The sequence below is a fragment of the Microbulbifer sp. SAOS-129_SWC genome (genome assembly GCF_039696035.1).
GTDB lineage: Bacteria > Pseudomonadota > Gammaproteobacteria > Pseudomonadales > Cellvibrionaceae > Microbulbifer.
In genome coordinates this window covers 2,901,016-2,918,120 of record NZ_CP155567.1, presented here as the reverse complement: position 1 = coordinate 2,918,120, position 17,105 = coordinate 2,901,016, and the positions used below count along the sequence as shown (strand labels likewise).

At 62.7% G+C, this 17,105-nt stretch carries 19 protein-coding genes; 11 read left to right on the top strand and 8 right to left on the bottom strand.

The window, feature by feature from the left end; genetic code table 11:
- Nucleotides 1-21 precede the first annotated feature (21 nt).
- From recJ to lysS, 8 genes are all read left to right on the top strand, one after another.
- Nucleotides 22-1,776, top strand: a complete 1,755-nt coding sequence (recJ, locus tag ABDK11_RS12650) for a single-stranded-DNA-specific exonuclease RecJ (protein WP_346836871.1) — start codon at nt 22-24, stop codon at nt 1,774-1,776.
- Between the two features lie 246 nt (nt 1,777-2,022).
- The gene (locus ABDK11_RS12645; RefSeq protein WP_346836870.1) at nt 2,023-2,949 is read left to right on the top strand and encodes a DMT family transporter; all 927 of its coding nucleotides are present in this window, start codon (nt 2,023-2,025) and stop codon (nt 2,947-2,949) included.
- A gap of 19 nt (nt 2,950-2,968) precedes the next feature.
- Entirely contained in the window at nt 2,969-3,607 is a 639-nt protein-coding gene (locus ABDK11_RS12640) for a LysE family translocator (RefSeq protein ID WP_346836869.1), read from the top strand.
- 38 nt (nt 3,608-3,645) lie between these two features.
- Nucleotides 3,646-4,113 (top strand): hypothetical protein, encoded by a 468-nt coding sequence (locus ABDK11_RS12635; RefSeq protein WP_346836868.1) that lies wholly within the window; start codon nt 3,646-3,648, stop codon nt 4,111-4,113.
- A gap of 199 nt (nt 4,114-4,312) precedes the next feature.
- Nucleotides 4,313-4,777 (top strand): hypothetical protein, encoded by a 465-nt coding sequence (locus ABDK11_RS12630; protein ID WP_346836867.1) that lies wholly within the window; start codon nt 4,313-4,315, stop codon nt 4,775-4,777.
- A gap of 202 nt (nt 4,778-4,979) precedes the next feature.
- Nucleotides 4,980-5,375, top strand: coding sequence for a MerR family DNA-binding protein (locus tag ABDK11_RS12625; protein WP_346836866.1), 396 nt, complete (start codon nt 4,980-4,982; stop codon nt 5,373-5,375).
- 93 nt (nt 5,376-5,468) lie between these two features.
- Nucleotides 5,469-6,564, top strand: a protein-coding gene (gene prfB / locus ABDK11_RS12620) for a peptide chain release factor 2 (RefSeq protein WP_346836865.1) whose coding sequence is annotated in 2 segments (ribosomal slippage) — nt 5,469-5,540 and nt 5,542-6,564 — 1,095 coding nt in all. Because the reading frame shifts where the segments join, the coding sequence is not laid out codon by codon here.
- A gap of 104 nt (nt 6,565-6,668) precedes the next feature.
- On the top strand, nt 6,669-8,162 hold the full coding sequence (gene lysS, locus ABDK11_RS12615; RefSeq protein WP_346836864.1) for a lysine--tRNA ligase: 1,494 nt from the start codon (nt 6,669-6,671) through the stop codon (nt 8,160-8,162).
- Between the two features lie 185 nt (nt 8,163-8,347).
- On the opposite strand, the gene ABDK11_RS12610 is transcribed toward lysS, so the two are convergent.
- From ABDK11_RS12610 to ABDK11_RS12590, 5 genes are all read right to left on the bottom strand, one after another.
- Nucleotides 8,348-8,779: a PDZ domain-containing protein gene (locus ABDK11_RS12610; protein WP_346836863.1), complete on the bottom strand. Its 432-nt coding sequence runs from the start codon at nt 8,777-8,779 to the stop codon at nt 8,348-8,350.
- A gap of 193 nt (nt 8,780-8,972) precedes the next feature.
- Entirely contained in the window at nt 8,973-9,836 is an 864-nt protein-coding gene (locus ABDK11_RS12605; protein WP_346836862.1) for a PDZ domain-containing protein, read from the bottom strand.
- Between the two features lie 42 nt (nt 9,837-9,878).
- Nucleotides 9,879-10,490: a TPM domain-containing protein gene (locus ABDK11_RS12600; RefSeq protein WP_346836861.1), complete on the bottom strand. Its 612-nt coding sequence runs from the start codon at nt 10,488-10,490 to the stop codon at nt 9,879-9,881.
- A gap of 136 nt (nt 10,491-10,626) precedes the next feature.
- The gene (locus tag ABDK11_RS12595) at nt 10,627-11,364 is read right to left on the bottom strand and encodes a TPM domain-containing protein (RefSeq protein ID WP_346836860.1); all 738 of its coding nucleotides are present in this window, start codon (nt 11,362-11,364) and stop codon (nt 10,627-10,629) included.
- Between the two features lie 13 nt (nt 11,365-11,377).
- Nucleotides 11,378-11,992, bottom strand: a complete 615-nt coding sequence (locus tag ABDK11_RS12590) for a LemA family protein (protein WP_346836859.1) — start codon at nt 11,990-11,992, stop codon at nt 11,378-11,380.
- 195 nt (nt 11,993-12,187) lie between these two features.
- On the opposite strand from ABDK11_RS12590, the gene ABDK11_RS12585 reads away from it, so the two are divergent.
- The 3 genes from ABDK11_RS12585 (at nt 12,188) to ABDK11_RS12575 (ending at nt 14,180) form a co-directional block, all read left to right on the top strand.
- A complete protein-coding gene (locus ABDK11_RS12585) occupies nt 12,188-12,733 on the top strand; it encodes a YaeQ family protein (RefSeq protein WP_346836858.1) in 546 nt (181 codons plus the stop codon).
- Nucleotides 12,734-12,736: 3 nt separating this feature from the next.
- A complete protein-coding gene (locus ABDK11_RS12580; protein ID WP_346836857.1) occupies nt 12,737-13,219 on the top strand; it encodes a YajQ family cyclic di-GMP-binding protein in 483 nt (160 codons plus the stop codon).
- A 67-nt stretch (nt 13,220-13,286) separates the two neighbouring features.
- Nucleotides 13,287-14,180 (top strand): esterase-like activity of phytase family protein, encoded by an 894-nt coding sequence (locus tag ABDK11_RS12575; protein WP_346836856.1) that lies wholly within the window; start codon nt 13,287-13,289, stop codon nt 14,178-14,180.
- Nucleotides 14,181-14,186: 6 nt separating this feature from the next.
- Here the strand turns inward: ABDK11_RS12575 and oppF are convergent, their stop codons facing one another.
- The 3 genes from oppF to oppC are packed head-to-tail and all read right to left on the bottom strand — an operon-like array spanning nt 14,187 to nt 17,095.
- Nucleotides 14,187-15,194 carry a murein tripeptide/oligopeptide ABC transporter ATP binding protein OppF gene (gene oppF, locus ABDK11_RS12570; protein WP_346836855.1) on the bottom strand — a complete coding sequence of 336 codons (1,008 nt, stop codon included), beginning with the start codon at nt 15,192-15,194 and terminating at the stop codon, nt 14,187-14,189.
- Entirely contained in the window at nt 15,191-16,171 is a 981-nt protein-coding gene (oppD, locus tag ABDK11_RS12565) for an oligopeptide ABC transporter ATP-binding protein OppD (RefSeq protein WP_346836854.1), read from the bottom strand. The genes oppF and oppD overlap by 4 nt, the downstream gene beginning before the upstream one ends.
- A gap of 15 nt (nt 16,172-16,186) precedes the next feature.
- A complete protein-coding gene (gene oppC, locus ABDK11_RS12560) occupies nt 16,187-17,095 on the bottom strand; it encodes an oligopeptide ABC transporter permease OppC (protein ID WP_346836853.1) in 909 nt (302 codons plus the stop codon).
- Nucleotides 17,096-17,105 lie beyond the last annotated feature (10 nt).

Below are 17,105 nucleotides of genomic sequence, written 5' to 3'. Positions count from 1 at the left end.
ACTTTGACTAGCTGAGTAACCATGCCAACAAAAATTCAGCGGCGGCCAGTGGATTTGTCCACTGGCCGTTTTGCTTCTGACACACCGAAAATCCTGCAGCGGGTCCTGCTCGGCCGCGGCGTGACCAGCGAGGCGGATCTGGACCATCGCCTCGCCAAACTGCACGCACCCCAGGCAATGCGCGGCATGGAGCGGGCCGTGCAACTGCTGGTGGAAGCCGTGCGCGCGCAGCAGAAAATCCTGATCGTGGGCGACTTCGACGCCGACGGCGCCACCAGCAGTACGCTGGCGGTACTGGCGCTGGGTGCCATGGGCGCGCCCGCGGTGGAGTTCCTGGTGCCCAACCGCTTCGACTTCGGTTATGGGCTGACGCCGGAAATCGTCGAGGTGGCGAAAGAGTCGGCCCCGGACGTGTTGATCACCGTCGACAACGGCATCAGCAGCATTGACGGTGTTGCCGCGGCCAGGGCCGCCGGCATGACGGTGATCGTCACCGACCACCACTTGCCCGGGGCGCAGCTGCCGGAGGCGGATGCGATCGTCAACCCGAACCAGCCCGACTGCGACTTCCCCAGCAAGAACCTGGCCGGGGTGGGGGTCATCTTCTACCTGCTGAGCCGCCTGCGCAGTGCGCTGCAAGACAGCGGCTGGTTTACAGAGAGCGCCTTTGGTTCTCTGGGATTGCGTGCACCGAATATGGCCGAGTACCTGGACCTGGTGGCGCTGGGCACGGTGGCGGACCTGGTGCCGCTGGATCACAACAACCGCATTCTCGTGCACCAGGGCATCGCGCGGATTCGCGCCGGCCGCTGCCGGCCGGGTATCTCCGCGCTGATGGAAGTGGCCGGGCGCGACCGGCGCAAACTGTCGACCACCGATATCGGCTTTATCCTCGGCCCGCGCATCAACGCTGCCGGGCGCCTGGACGATATCGGCACCGGCATCCGTTGCCTGCTGACCCGCGATCCCACCGAGGCGCGCGAGCTGGCGGCGGAGCTGGATGCGCTCAACCGCGACCGCAAGGCAATCGAGCAGGGCATGCAGCGCGAGGCCATGGCGGCGCTGGATAAACTGCAGCTCGATGGCGAGATACCGTGGAGCCTGTGTCTCTACGATGAGGGCTGGCACCAAGGCGTGGTGGGGATCCTCGCCAGCCGCATCAAGGAGAAATTCCACCGCCCGGTGATCGCGTTTGCCGAGGGCGACAGTACCTCAACCTCGGGCCTGATCAAGGGCTCGGCGCGCTCGATACCCGGTTTACATATTCGCGACGCGCTCAGCGATGTGGCCGCCGCGCATCCGGAATTGATCGCCAAGTTCGGCGGCCACGCCATGGCCGCGGGCCTGAGCCTGCAGCGGGAACATTTCCCCGCGTTTACCGCGGCGTTCGAGGCCGCGGTGCGCAACCGGCTGCAAGAATCCCAGTTGCAGGCGGTGATCGAATCCGACGGCGAGCTGGAAGCGGCAGAGTTCACCATGCACACCGCCGCCACGCTGCGCGCCTGCGCCCCCTGGGGGCAGGCGTTTCCCGAACCGCAGTTTGACGGTGAGTTCCTGCTGCTGCAGCAGCGTATCGTCGGCGAACGCCACCTGAAAATGGTGGTGGCACCGCTGGACAACCCGCAGCTGGCCCTGGATGCCATCGCTTTCAATGTGGACACGGACCAGTGGCCGCAGGCCGTTGAGCGGGTGCAGCTGGCCTACAAGCTGGATATCAACGAGTTTCGCGGGCGGGAGTCGTTGCAGTTGCTGGTCAGTTATCTGGAAGCGGTATAGGTAATCTGCCGGCCCGGGCGAACACAAGGTTCGCCCCTACACATCAGTCTGCGTGGTTTTAAACCCACTGTGGCGCTTGCGGAGCCTATGGGGCACAGAAGTTGATAGGCGCACCAGACGGGTTCCGTAGGGGCGAACCTTGTGTTCGCCCCCGCACTGAGCGGGCCGACAGGGTCTCCAACAACTCTTTTATTCCAACCGATGTAACCGCGGTAAACCCTGTGTTTGCCCGAAGGAATTCACACAATGCAACGCAAACAAGTCCAGGCAGAAATCCTGCTGCTACTGGCCGCTTTTTTCTGGGGCCTGGCCTTCGTGCCGCAAAAGGTGGCGATGGAGCATATCGAGCCGCTGGCGTTCAACGCCTGGCGCTTCTTCCTCGGCGGCCTGATCCTGATTCCCATCGTCTCCTGGCTGTCGCGGCGCGCGCCCAAGCTCACCCACGAGATGCAGCCGGGCGAAGAGGGCGGTGGCCGGGTTGCGCACAGCTGGCGCGCCTGCCTGCCCGGCGGCGCGATCCTGGGATTCTGGCTGTTTCTCGGTGCGGCACTGCAGCAGGCGGCGCTGCTGTACACCACTGCCGGGCGCGTCGGTTTTATCACCGGCTTCTACCTGTTGCTGGTGCCGGTGATCGGGCTGTCTCTCGGCCACCGCACCAACCGCTGGACCTGGGCCGGTATCGGCCTGGCACTGCTGGGCCTGTACTGGCTGGCGGACTTCAGCGAGAAGGCGCAACTGGTCGGTGATCTGATGGCCTTTGCCAGCGCCTTCGTGTTTGCGATCCAGGTGTTGTCGGCGGACCACCTGGTGCGTCGCTACGACGCGCTGCGCCTCGCCTGTGTGCAGTTCCTTGTGTGCGGCGCGCTGTCGGCAGTCGCCTCGCTGATTGTGGAGCAACCGAGTCTGCAAGCGGCGATCGACGCGGCCTGGCCGATTGCCTACATGATGATTTTCTCCACCGCCATCGCATTTACCTTCCAGCTACTGGCCCAGCGCCATGCGGCGCCGTCGCACGCCACGGTGATCATGAGCCTGGAATCGGTGTTTGCGCTGGCGGCCGGCTGGCTGCTGCTGAACGAATTGCTCTCCGGGCGCGAACTGCTCGGCTGCGGCTTGATGCTGGCCGGTATGCTGGTCAGCCACTACGGCAATCACACCGGCACTCACCACTGATACGAGAGGTAATGGATTGATGGACGCGCTCGACCTGACCCGACTCGCACTGTTCGTGCCGACATTTTTTCTGGTGTCGATCACCCCGGGCATGTGTATGACCCTGTCGCTGACGCTGGGCATGACCGTCGGCGTGCGCCGCACCCTGTGGATGATGGCCGGCGAGCTGCTGGGGGTGGCGATGGTGGCGCTGGCCGCCGTGCTCGGTGTCGCCGCGATGATGCTCAAGTACCCGACCGCCTTTTTGGTGTTCAAATGGCTGGGCGGTGCCTACCTGGCCTGGCTGGGTATCCAGATGTGGCGCGCGCGCGGCCGCATGGTGCTGGTGGCGCCCACCGAGCGCACGGCCGACGCGCCGTTGCCGACGCGCCGCGCGCTGGCCCTGCAGGGCTTTGTCACCGCGGCCGCCAATCCCAAGGGCTGGGCTTTCTGTATCGCGTTACTGCCGCCATTTATCAATGACAGCGCCCCGCTGGCACCGCAGCTGGTGGCCATGCTTGCTATCATCATGCTGACGGAAACAACGTGTCTGTTGATCTACGCCAGCGGTGGCCGCACCCTCAGCGGCCTGTTGGCGCGCAGTGAAAATGTGCGCCTCGTGAATCGCATTGCCGGCACGCTGATGTTCGGAGTCGGCGCCTGGTTGGCGCTCGGCTGACTGCATGGATTTCTCGCTTCAGGGAGGAAGCTCGACGCATGAAAAACACGCTTTTGATCCTTTTGTTAGCGCTCGCGGTGACGGCCTGTGGTCAGCGTGCGGATAAGTCGGCGGGAGCGGCACAGGCGCCAGAGAATGAAACCGCGCAGAAGCCTGCGCCGGAGGCGTCGGCAACCGGGCAGGAAACTCCTGCAGCGGAACAGGGAACGCAGACGGATGAGCAGCGAGGGCTGCTATGGATATTCCGGACGCGCGGCAACCGGCAGTGTCAGGACGGCGGGATGTCACTTAAAGAGAGCAGCGCCATGCTCGCCGATAATGGTATCGCGGTGCATGAGTCCCTTTGCGGTGTGCGGACGGATCTTGACTACAGCACCCAGTGCGGTGGCCCCACCGGAGATTTACTGCTGCATCTGATTGAAAACAACGCACTGAATGACGCTCTGGATCTGGGGTATGGCCCTGCGGAGCAGATTCAATACGAAAAAGTGGATTGCCCGGAGTGAAACGCCGGCGCTTGAGTGGTAGCGGTCCGGCACGCCGGATTGCTAGCCATCAGTGAATGGCCAGAAACCTTGCGAGGACTGGTCATAACGCTTTAGCCGCCATGACAATCGCCGGTGCCCGGCGAGCAGAGTGGGCCCGCAGCATAGGCCGGCCTCGGATACACTTTAGGGGATTGAGTCGCAATACGGAGGAAGCGCCGTGAAACAGGCATTCTATTGGGTAGTCGCGTTCGTTCTCGTTGCGGCGCTGGGCGCTTGTGGGCAGGGTGCTGAAAAGGCCGCGCAAAAAACCGAGCCGGCCAAGGCTGGTGAGAATCACGCCGCCAAAGAGGAAGCGCCGGCAGTGCAGGCGGAGCAACTGATCTGGGTTTACGAGGCGCGCGGCAGCAGGCAGTGCGAGCAGGGCAGTGGCATCAGCCTCAAAGACAGCAGTGCCAAGCTGACCGGTAACGGGGTGGAGGTGCAGGAATCCCGCTGCGGTGTGCGCACCGACCGCGTGTATCCCAGCGCCTGCGGCGGACCTACCGGCGATATCCTGTTGCACCTGATCAGCGGCGATTCCCTCGATGCGGCACTGGAGCTGGGCTTTGACCCGGCCGACCGGGTCGAGTACCAGCACCGGGAGTGCGATACCGGCGGCCAGGCAAAATCTCCGACAGGTTGAGCTGCTGTCGCCCCGTCTGCGGTCTTCCGCGAATTGTGCGGGGCCGCAGCGCGGTGTGATGTCCGTGTTGAGTGTACTGACCTGAGCCGTCGCAGTGGCTCGGTGTCTGACTGTACAGTCGGTTCTCCGTCAGCTTGACCTTCCCCCTGTGGTAACCTTTATCCTCGTCACCGCATCGGACATCCTGTGAGTGGGAGGCTGTATGAATATTTCCCTGGCGGCGCGCGAATCGGGCCTCACTGCCAAGGCCCTGCGCTACTATGAGTCCCTCGACCTGGTGGTACCGGGGCGCTGCGCCAACGGGTACCGCGACTACGCTGAACGGGACCTGGAAGCGCTGCGCTTTATCCAGCGCGCCCGCGCGACCGGCTTTGCGGTCGAAGAAGTGCGCGAACTGCTCGATCTGTACCGCGACCCGGCGCGCCGCAGCCGCGATGCCAAGCAGCTGGTGGAGGAGAAGCTGCAGCATATCGAGGCGCAGCTGAACACCCTCGAGCAGATGCGCGACAGCTTGCGCACGCTCTCCAGTCACTGTGCCGGCGACGACTCGCCGCAGTGCGCTATTCTCGACGGCCTGTCCCGCGCCGAACCCGGCTGACTCCTGAGGCCGGTTAGGTGCTGTAACTGGCAACATGGGGCCGCGCTGCGGTAGAATGCGCGCCGCTTTAACGTTGCCGGAAGCCGAGAATTCATGGAAATCAATCCCCTCATCAATCAGCTGAAAGACCTCGAAGAGCGCACCGACGTTCTTAGGGGGTATCTTTGACTATGCCAGCAAGAAAGAGCGCCTGACCGAGGTCGAGCTGGAGCTGGCCGAACCCAGCGTCTGGGACAATCCCGACCGCGCCCAGGAACTGGGTCGCGAGCGCTCGTCATTGGAAACCGTGGTCAAGACCATCGAGTCTCTGGAGAGCGGTATCAGCGACAGTCGCGAGCTGCTGGAAATGGCCGCGGAAGAAGGCGATGAAGACGCCGTCGGCGAAGTGTCTGGCGAGATCGAGGGGCTGCAAAAGCAGCTGGAAACCCTGGAGTTTCGCCGCATGTTCTCCGGCGAGACCGACCCCAACAACGCCTACCTGGACATCCAGTCCGGCTCCGGCGGCACCGAGGCCCAGGACTGGGCCGAGATGCTGCTGCGCATGTATCTGCGCTGGGGCGAGGCCCATGGCTTCAAGACCACGCTGGAAGAAGCCTCTGCCGGTGAAGTGGCCGGTATCAAAAGTGCCACCATCCATTTTGAAGGCGAGTACGCCTTCGGCTGGCTGCGCACCGAAACCGGTGTCCACCGCCTGGTGCGCAAATCGCCGTTCGATTCCGGCAACCGCCGCCACACTTCGTTTACCTCCGTATTCGTGTCGCCGGAGATCGACGACAATATCGAGATCGAGGTAGACAAGTCCCAGGTGCGCGAAGACACCTACCGCGCGTCCGGCGCCGGTGGTCAGCACGTCAACAAGACCGACTCCGCGGTGCGCCTGACCCATATCGAGTCCGGCATTGTGGTCGCCTGTCAGAGCGAGCGCTCCCAGCACCAGAACCGCGACAAGGCCTGGAAAATGCTGCGTGCCAAGCTGTACGAGCAGGAGATGCAAAAGCGCAACGCCGAGAAACAGGCGATGGAAGAGAACAAGGCGGATATCGGCTGGGGCAGCCAGATCCGTTCCTACGTGCTCGACGACCAGCGTATCAAGGACCTGCGCACCGGCGTTCAGACCAGCAACTGCCAGTCGGTGCTGGACGGAGACCTGGACCAGTTTATCGAGGCCAGTCTCAAAGCCGGCCTGTAAGCAATCCGGCCCGCGCAGGGTGCGCCGCGCGCACCCCCCAAACCGTAGCGGTGCGCTCGCGCGCACCCTACCGAAACCTTCTCAATCGCAAATGACGATTCACCATGACTGATACCCAATCCCAGCAAGACGAAAACAAACTGATCGCCGAACGCCGCACCAAGCTGTCTGCGCTGCGCGAGAAGGGCAATCCCTTCCCGAATGCGTTTCGTCGCGAGAACCTGGCCGCCGACCTGCAGGGCGAGTTCGGTGACAAGACCAAGGAAGAGCTGGAAGAACTGGGCGCGGTGGCCTGTGTGGCCGGCCGCATCCTGGCCAAACGCGGCCCGTTTATGGTGATTCAGGATGTGTCCGATCGCATCCAGCTGTACGCCGACAAGGCCGCGCAGAAAGATATCAAGGAGCGCTTTGGCAGCTGGGACATCGGCGATATCGTCGGCGTGAAGGGCGCCCTGCACAAGTCCGGCAAGGGCGACCTGTATGTGAATTGCGAGGAATACCAGCTGTTGACCAAGGCGCTGCGCCCGCTGCCGGAAAAATTCCACGGGATCAGCGACCAGGAGTTGCGTTACCGCCAGCGCTATGTGGACCTGATCGCCACGCCGGAATCCCGCGATGTGTTCCGCACCCGCTCCAGAATCATCGATTACATCCGCAGTTTCCTCAACGGCAACCACTTCATGGAAGTGGAGACGCCGATGCTGCAGGTGATTCCCGGCGGCGCGACCGCGCGCCCGTTTGTCACTCACCACAATGCGCTGGACATCGACATGTACCTGCGCGTTGCGCCGGAGCTGTACCTGAAGCGCCTGGTGGTGGGCGGCTTTGAACGCGTTTACGAGATCAACCGCAATTTCCGCAACGAGGGCCTGTCCACGCGCCACAACCCCGAGTTCACCATGCTCGAGTTCTACCAGGCGTACGCGGACTACAACGACCTGATGGACCTCACCGAAGCCATGTTGCGCGGCATTTGCGAAAACGTGCTGGGTAAAACCACGGTCGAGTATCAGGGCAGCAGTTACGACTTTTCCAAGCCGTTCGCGCGCCTGTCGGTATTCGACTCGATCCTGCGCTACAACCCGGGCCTGTCCCACGGTGATATCGACAACCTGGACAGCGCGCGCAAGGTCGCTGAAAAACTGGAAATCCCGCTGAAAGACAGCTGGGGGCTGGGCAAGGTGCAGATCGAGATCTTCGAGAAGACCGTCGAGCACCGCCTCGACCAGCCGACCTTCATCACCGAGTACCCGACCGAAGTATCGCCGCTGGCGCGCCGCAATGACGACAACCCGTTTGTCACCGACCGCTTCGAGTTCTTCGTTGGTGGTCGCGAAATCGCCAACGGCTTCTCCGAGCTGAACGACGCTGAAGACCAGGCCGAGCGCTTCAAGGCGCAGGTGGCGGAGAAGGACGCCGGCGACGACGAGGCCATGCACTACGACGCCGACTATATCCGCGCGCTGGAATACGGCCTGCCGCCCACGGCCGGTGAGGGTATCGGTATTGACCGCCTGGTGATGCTGCTGACCGACTCACCGTCGATCCGCGACGTGCTGCTGTTCCCGCATATGCGCCCGGAGGCCAGCGCGGAATAAGCAGCAGCAACAACTGACCATTGCAGGAGCGGCCGCGGCCGCGATCGATTCAGCTTCATGGCTCACTCGATCGCGGCCAGCGGCCGCTTCTGTATCTACGGAGCCAAAGTTTTCCGCCGCCATCCTCGGTACGCGGATCTGCATACGTTGCTTGCGCTCCGCTGTTATCGCACTTCACGCGCGGATCATTGGCGGTCCGGGCCTCCCCGAATTTCCAGGCGCCCACCGGGCACATAGACGGCCTTGCGGCGATTGCCATTGGCACTGATGAAATCCAGTTTGACCATCTGGCCGGGCGGCACCCGCCGGATACGCGTTACCAGATTCTGCGGATTGAAGATCGGCTCGCTGTTGTAACGCACAATGCGATCGCCGGGCTGCAGGCCCGCAATTGCAGCGCTGCCATTGCTGGAGACGTTGGTAATTATTATTCCGGTGTCGCGCCCGGACCCCGCTACATAGCGCGCCAGTTCATCCGGTGCGAGCTTTCCTTTCAGAAATCTGTACATGTCGTAGTCGATGGACTCATTCAGCGCTTTCATCCAGTGATTTGACACAGCGTTAGCGGCATTGGGATAGATCGCCGCTATCCGCTGACGCAGGTATTGTCGCTCCATTGCAATAATTTCTGCGGCGCGAAATTGCGAAAAGCCAGCATCGACAAGGCGATGAATAGAGCTGATATGGTAGGGCGCATACCAGGAGCGAAATGACTGAGGCGCACCGGGTAGAGGTGGCAGGGGGGCACAACCCGGTGCGATCCCGGCTTTCGCCGGGGAGGGAGCGGAATTAATGATTGGGGGCTGGTGGTCAGCCCTGAATGCCCAGCGGCCCGCTGGGCACGTAAATTACCTCTGTGCCGGAACTGCCGGCGCGCTGCACTTCGATCGGCACCGTTTTACCCGGGTCCACCTTGTAGATCTGCGAGCGCAGGTCGCCCATATGGAACACCCGCTCGCCGTTGTAGGACACGATTTTGTCTCCCGGCTGCAGGCCCGCGGCGGCGGCCGGTGTGTCGCTGATTACGCGGTCGACACGCATCTCCTGGCGGCCGCCATTGGCTTCCAGGTAGAGCTCGAATTCCTGCGGGTTCAGTTCGTGTTCGAACATTTTGCGCGGGTTGCTGTAGATATCCAGCTGCTCGCGCAGCTCGGCGGCCTCGGCTGAGGACTTGTCCCGCAGGTGGCGGTACTGATAGGCGACCTGCATATGCTCGAACTGAAAGCGCTCCTGTTTCTGCAGGATAAATTCCGCCCTATCCGGATTCAGGCCGGCGTCGATCAGCCGCTGTCGCTGCATTTCGCGGTACTGGCGATATCGTTCCTCACGTGTGAGCTGCCGCTCGCCGCCGTGCATATTACCTGCCGCGATACGCGCTTTCAGCGCAGCGGTGCGGGTCTTGCCGCCGGACTCGCCGGGATCTGCCTGCTCCATTTCCTGGCGCAATTGCTCCACCAGTTCGAGCAACTGCAGCTGTATCTGATTGGCATTTTGCAGCGCCTTTTCCAGCTTCGCCACGCGCGATTCGAGGTTGTCTTCGCGCGCGCTAAACAGCCCGCCAGCGGTGCCGGTGCCGCCGGCTTGTCCCGGATGCAGCGCACCTTTGGCAAAGTAAGTGACGGCAATCAGCAGCAGCATGACGGCGGCGATCACTGCGGGTTTTCCGTTGCGCATGGCGAGTGTCCCTGCGGTTGGCTGCGCGCCGGGGCGCACTGTTCAGTTCAGAATAACCAGGTGGTTGGGCAGTTCGTTTTTGATTTCGGTGATCGGCGCGGCTTCCTGCAGCAGTTCTCCACACCTTTCCACACAGTGTATGAAGGCTTCACCGGTGCGTCCGCGTTTGACCTCACGAATAAACTTTTCGACGATCTCCTGCCAGTTTTCGTCGGTGACCTGTATTGCCAGGCCGCGATCGGCCAGTATCTCCACATAGTGCTCGGCCTGCGAGACAAATATCAGCAGCCCCAGGCGATCGCGGGTGCTGTGCAGGTCCTGCTCCAGAAACTCGCGCCTCGCCAGGTTGGCGGCGCGCCAGTATTTCACTTTCTTCGGCACCAGGCGCATGGTCAGCGGTCGCCAGCGGAACAGCACCGCCAGGACGATAAACAGGATCCACTGCAGCATAAATGCCTGTTTCTCGTCGATCCACCAGGGCAGGAACTGTATCAGTGGCGCCAGCAGCAGGGCCAGGAAGGCCGCCCACAGCGTGGAGATGTACAGGTAGTTGTCCGCCTCGCGCGCCAGCACCGTGACTACCTCGGCGTCGGTCCGCGATTCCACCTGCTTGATGGTCTCGGCGACTCTGCGCCGGTATTCACTGTCTAGCATTTGGGCATCCCCAATGGTCGTGGCGCGCGTGTGTCTGGTGGCGGCTGCCGAAGCGGGGCGCATGTTCGTGCGTGAGGATTGTGCGCATCGCCACATGCCGTCAGGCGTGCGCCCATTAAATCGCCAGGGATGCCCATTACCATCCTCCCGAGGCGCCGCCCCCGCCAAATCCGCCACCACCTCCGCCGAAGCCGCCGCCCCCGCCGAAACCCCCGCCGAAACCGCCGCCACCGTAGTAGCCGCCGTAGCGGCCGCGGCGGTAGCTGCCGCTGCCGATGGGCGCGCCAAATACGGCACCGCCGAACAGGTTGAGCATGATCAGGATCAGAAACAGGCCCACCAGCACCGCCAGGCGGCGGTTATCGTTGCTGTCAGTGGGTTCGGCCACATACTCGTTCTTGATCGCGGCGAGCATCGATTCCACCCCGGCGGTGACGCCGCCGTCGAAGTCGCCGGTTTTGAAGCGGGGCAGAATTTTGGTGTGAATGATATTGGCGGACAGCGCATCGGTCAGTGCCCCCTCGAGGCCGTAGCCGACCTCGATGCGTACCTTGCGCTGTTTGGGGGCGACGATCAGCAGGGCACCATTGTCCTTGCCCTTCTGGCCGATCTGCCAGTGGCGGCCCAGCTGGTAGCCGTACTCCTCGATGGTCAGGCCCTGCAGGTCCGGCACCGTCACCACGACCACCTGGTTGCTGGTTTCCTGCTCGTGCTTCTGCAGCAGTTCGGTGAGCTGGTACTTGGTCTGTTTGCTGAGCAGGTTGGCGCGGTCGACAACGCGGCCGGTCAGCGGCGGGAACTTGATGTCCGCACACACCTGCACCGCGCACAGCAGCGCAGCGAGGGTGAACAGGACGACCGGAAACCTGCGCATCGCGTCGGCCGGCCTACTGGAAGTCGACTTCCGGGGCCTTCTCCGCGTCCTTGCTGGTGGCCTGGAAGGTTTCGCGGAGTGGCATGTCGCTATACAGGATCATGTGCCAGATGCGCCCGGGAAAGGTGCGAATCTCGCGGTTGTAGCGCTGTACGGCGGCGATATAATCCCGCCGGGCGACACTGATGCGGTTTTCGGTGCCTTCCAGCTGCGATTGCAGCGCGAGGAAGTTCTGGTTGGCCTTGAGGTCGGGGTATTTCTCCACCACCACCATCAGTCGCGACAAGGCACTGGTCAACTGGGCCTGCGCGGCTTCAAACTGCTGCAGTTTGGCCGGGTCGTTGAGTATGCTCTCGTCCACTTGCATGGAACTCACCTTGGCGCGCGCCTCGGTAACCGCCTGCAGGGTCTCGCGCTCGTGCGAGGCGTAGGCCTTGACGGTCTTCACCAGGTTGGGGATCAGGTCGGCGCGGCGTTGATACTGGTTTTCCACCTGCGCCCAGGCGGCTTTCACCTGCTCGTCGTAGGTGGGAATGTTATTGATGCCACAGCCGCTCAACGACAGTGCCAGTAGGCCGAGCAGGGTACCGAACCAGAGGCGGCGGCCGGCGGTGATTACAGAGTCCATACCGATAAACCCGTATTGTTTACAGACAGGTCGGGGGCGGAGACACTGGTGGCGCTTGTTGCCCCGTGCAACCCCGGATTGTGGCCCACCGGCCTGCAACAGACTGGCGGACACCCGAACAGCTTGGCTGTTCAGCCACCCAAGAATAGCTGCCCGCGCCCCGGCTGCCGGGGCGGGCTCAATTGCGGATTACAAATGGCATTAAAAGCGACGATCTTCAAAGTCCAGTTACAGGTAGCCGATATGGATCGGGACCACTACGGCGATTACGCGCTGACTCTGGCACGTCATCCTTCGGAAACTGACGAGCGCATGATGGTGCGGCTGCTGGCCTTTGCCCACAATGCATCGGAAGGTCTGGAGTTCACCCGCGGGCTCTCTTCCGATGACGAGGCCGACCTGTGGCAGCGGGAGCTGAACGGCGATATCGGGTTGTGGATCGAGGTCGGGCTGCCGGCGGAAGATCGCCTGCGCAAAGCCTGCAATCGCGCCGCGCGGGTGCGGGTCTACAGTTACGGCGAGCGCACCGCACCGGTCTGGTGGCGCAAACAGGCGGACGCGCTGCAGCGCTTTGACAAACTGTCGGTGTACTATCTGCCCGCCGCCGCGTGCACAGAGCTGGCCGCCATGGCCGAGCGCACGATGAATTTGAACGTCACGATCCAGGACGGACACCTCTGGCTCAGCTCCGGCGATGCCAGTGTGGAAGTGGTCCCGGAGATTAAAAAACAGGAGAGCTAGAAAATGCCGTCTTTCGATATCGTGTCCGAAGTGGACAAGCACCAGCTGACCAACGCCGTGGATCAGGTGAACCGCACCGTGACCAACCGTTTCGACTTCAAGGGGGTAGATGCCGAGGTGGAGATGAGCGATTTCACGCTGGTCGTGCGGGCCGAATCGGACATGCAGGTGGACCAGATGCTGGACATGCTGCGCGCCGCGCTGATCAAGTGCGACATCGACCCGCTGGCGATGGACATCGCCGACAAGGAGCAGTCGGGCAAGCAGGTCAAGGCGGCGGTCACGCTGAAGAACGGCCTCGACAAGGAACTGGCAAAAAAGATTGTCAAGATCATCAAGGAAGAAAAACTCAAAGTACAGGCGGCCATCCAGGGTGAGCAGGTCCGCGTTACCGGCAAGAAGCGCGACGACCTGCAACAGGTGATGGCCATGCTGCGCGGCAAGGAGCTGGAGCAGCCGCTGCAATTCAACAACTTCCGCGACTGATAATGAGGTTTCCTTGCTGAGGGCGCTGCACCTTGCCGCACTGGTGACTTTATTGGTTGCGCCAATATTGTTTGCGCCAGTCGCTGCCGCCGTGCCGGTGACGCCGGCGCGGTTGCTGAACAGCTACTGGCTCGACGGCAGTGCCGGCCTGGATATTTCCGGTCTGAGTTTCTGTGGCGGTGAACTGCTGGCTGCCTCCGACAAGGATTCCGACAATCTCTACGCAGTGCAGATCGACAACGGCAATGCCCGCCTGCAAGCGCGCGCGCTGCTGGCCGGCCTGGCCGCGCCCCCGGCGCAGGCAGAGGATCTCACGGCCCGCCTACTGAATCTGGTGCAGCCGGGGCTGGCAGCGGATATCGAGGGTATCACCTGCGACGCCGACAACGTCTACCTGGTCAGTGAACGCTACCACCGTATTGCCGCGGCGGCAGAGGGCGTCACGCCCGCGTGGCTGCCACAGCAGTGGGCGCAGGCCGCGCGCGAGCGCGGCTATATGCAACAGTTCAACGGCGCCAGTGAAGGTCTGGTGAGGGTAGGGGATGATTTCTGGGTGGCGCTGGAGCGCGACCGCCGCGGCCTGGTGCATTTTACCGCGGGCAGGGAGCCGCAGTTTTTCGAGATTCCCGCGGTCGCGGGGCTCCACTTTCAGCATCGCTCGCCGGACCTGACCGGGCTCGCCTTTTACGACGGCGACCTGTTTACCCTCGAGCGCAATGCCTTCGCCGTGTGCCGGCGCTCGCCGCAGACGCTTGCGGCGAAGTGGTGCATCACTTACCGCGCCATCGAGGAGGCGCCGGACAACGTCTATCTCGAAACCTATTACGGCAAGGGCGAGGGCCTGGCGGTGAATGACAGCGGTATTTATGTGGTGCTCGACAACAACAATGTCGCCCGCGCGGCGAACCCGCAGGACCGGCGCGGGCTGCTGTTGCATCTGGCGTTTCCGCCACAGGGCTGAATCCGCTCAGTCGACCTCTGTCGCTACCCGGATACAGGCCACCTGGTGCGCTGTGTCACCGTAAAACCCCGGGCGCTCTACCGCACACTGGCTGACTGCGCGCGGGCAGCGGGTGCGGAATACGCAGCCGCTGGGCGGATTGATCGGCGAGGGCAGGTCGCCCTCGAGCAGCTCCACGTCTTTGTCACGCTCGAGTTGCGGATCGGGTACCGGCACCGCCGACATCAGTGCGCGGGTATAAGGGTGTTGCGGGTTGCCATACAGGGACTCCACCGTGCCGGTTTCCACCGGGTTACCCAGATACATGACCAGGATGCGGTCGGAAATATGTTTGACCACCGACAGGTCGTGGGCGATGAACACCAGTGACAGGCCCATCTCGCGCTGCAGCTCTTTCAGCAGGTTGACCACCTGCGCCTGGATCGAGACGTCCAGCGCCGAGACCGGCTCGTCGCAGATCACCAGTTTGGGTTTCAGGATCAGTGCGCGGGCAATACCGATGCGCTGGCACTGGCCGCCGGAAAATTCGTGCGGATAGCGATTGATCAGGTTGGGCAGCAGGCCCACGCGGCGCATCATCTCCTGTACGCGCTGTTTTACCGCCTCCCTGTCCAGTTCCGGGTGCAGGGTGCGCAGTGGCTCGGCGATGATATTGCCGATGGTCATGCGCGGATTCAGCGAGGCCAGCGGATCCTGGAAGATCATCTGGATATCCCTGCGGGTCTGGCGCAGGGCCTTCTGGTCGAGCTTGGTCAGGTCGCGGCCCAGCCACATCACCTCGCCGGCGGTGGCCTCCACCAGGCCGATCAGTGCGCGCGCGAAGGTGGATTTACCGCAGCCGGATTCGCCCACCACGCCCAGGGTCTCGCCCTCGTAGAGTTGCACGCTGACGCCGTCCACGGCTTTCAGTGTGGCGGCTCTGCTCCACGGCCAGGCGTTGTCTTTCTTGATGGAGAAGTGCACCTTCAGGTTGCGGATATCCATCAACAGTTTCTTCGCTGGAGTCGTACTCATTGCGCCACCTCCGCCAGTTGTGCAATTTCCAGATGGCAGGCGCGCTGGCGCGCACCGGCAAAGGTCTGCAGTGCGGGCGCGCTGTCGCGACACCGCGCCTCGGCGCTGGCGCAGCGGGCCTGGAAGGGGCAGCCCGGGGGCAGGTTCAGCAGGTTGGGCGGGTTGCCGGGAATGGTGGGCAGGACCTCGCCGGTGCTATCGAGGCGCGGGATCGCGTGCAGCAGGCCGCGGGTATACGGGTGGCTGGGCCGGTAGAAAATCTCCTCGGCGCTGCCGTACTCCATGGTGCGGCCGGCGTACATGACCAGTACCTTGTCGCAGGCGCCGGCCACCACGCCCAGATCGTGGGTGATCATGATGATCGCGGTATTGAATTCCCGTTTCAGCTCGTTTAACAGCGCCATGATCTGCGCCTGTACCGTCACATCCAGCGCGGTGGTGGGCTCGTCGGCAATCAGCAGTTGCGGGCGGCACAGCAGCGCCATGGCGATCATGACCCGCTGGCGCATACCACCGGAGAATTCGTGCGGAAACATATTCAGGCGCTTTTGCGCCTCGGGAATCTTGACCGCGTCGAGCATGCGGCGTGATTCCTCCAGCGCCGCGCCTTTGTTCATACCGCGGTGTTTGATCAGTACCTCTGCCAGCTGTGGCCCCACTTTCATATAGGGATTCAGCGAGGTCATCGGGTCCTGGAAAATAATCGCGATCTGTTCCGCACGGATTTTATTCAGTTTCTTCTGCGGCAGGTTCAGGATTTCCTCGCCCTTGAAGCGCGCGCTGCCGGAAATAGTGCCGTTGCGGGCCAGCAGGCCCATCAGCGCAAACGCGGTCTGGCTCTTGCCGGAGCCGGACTCGCCGACAATGCCGAGGGTCTCGCCGGCTTCCAGGGCGAAGTTCAGGTCGTTGACCGCGGTCACGCTGCCGTCCGCCGTGGAGAACTCGACCCGCAGATCTTGTACATCGAGCAGTTTCATCGGGAATCCTCCGGATTAGCGGTCTTTCGGGTCCAGCGCATCGCGCAGACCGTCGCCGATAAAGTTGAAGCAGAACAGGGTGACGACCATCAGCGTGGCCGGGAACAGCAGGTGCCAGGCGGCCACCTCGATCGACTTGGCCCCTTCATTGAGTAGCGCACCCCAGGAGGTCATGGGCTCCTGTACACCGAGGCCGAGGAAGCTGAGGAAGGATTCAAACAGAATCATGTTCGGCACCAGCAGGGTCGCGTAGACCGCGACGATACCCAGCACGTTCGGCACTATGTGGCGCAGGATCATCGCGCGCTTGCCGACGCCGTAAACCTGCGCCGCCTCGACAAACTCCTTGCTCTTCAGGCTCAGGGTCTGCCCGCGCACGATACGCGCCATATCCAGCCAGCTGACCGCGCCGATGGCAAAGAAGATCAGCAGGATATTGCGGCCGAACAGAGTCACCAGCAGGATCACGAAAAACATAAACGGAAACGAATACAGGATTTCCAGTGCGCGCATCATGATGCGGTCGGTGCGCCCGCCGACAAATCCGGCGGTGGCGCCGTAGAGGGTGCCGATCACCACCGCCACCAGCGCGCCGAGAATACCCACCATCAGCGACATGCGCCCGCCCAGTGCCGAGCGTACGAACAGGTCGCGACCGAGAGAGTCGGTGCCGAAGTAGTGGCCGTTGGCGATCGACGGCGCGGTCTGCATTGAGCCCCAGTCGGGCGCGTCGAAGCTGTATTGGCTCAGGTACGGGCCGACAATCACAAACAGGGTGACGAGCCCGAGAATGGCCAGGCTGGTCACCGCGGCCCGGTTGTTGAGAAAGCGGCGGCGCGCGTCCTGCCACAGGCTGCGCCCCTCCACTTCGAGTTGTTCGGAAAAGTTTTCAACCGCTTCCCGGTTGGCGCTGGTCGCTAGCATCGTCTTGGCC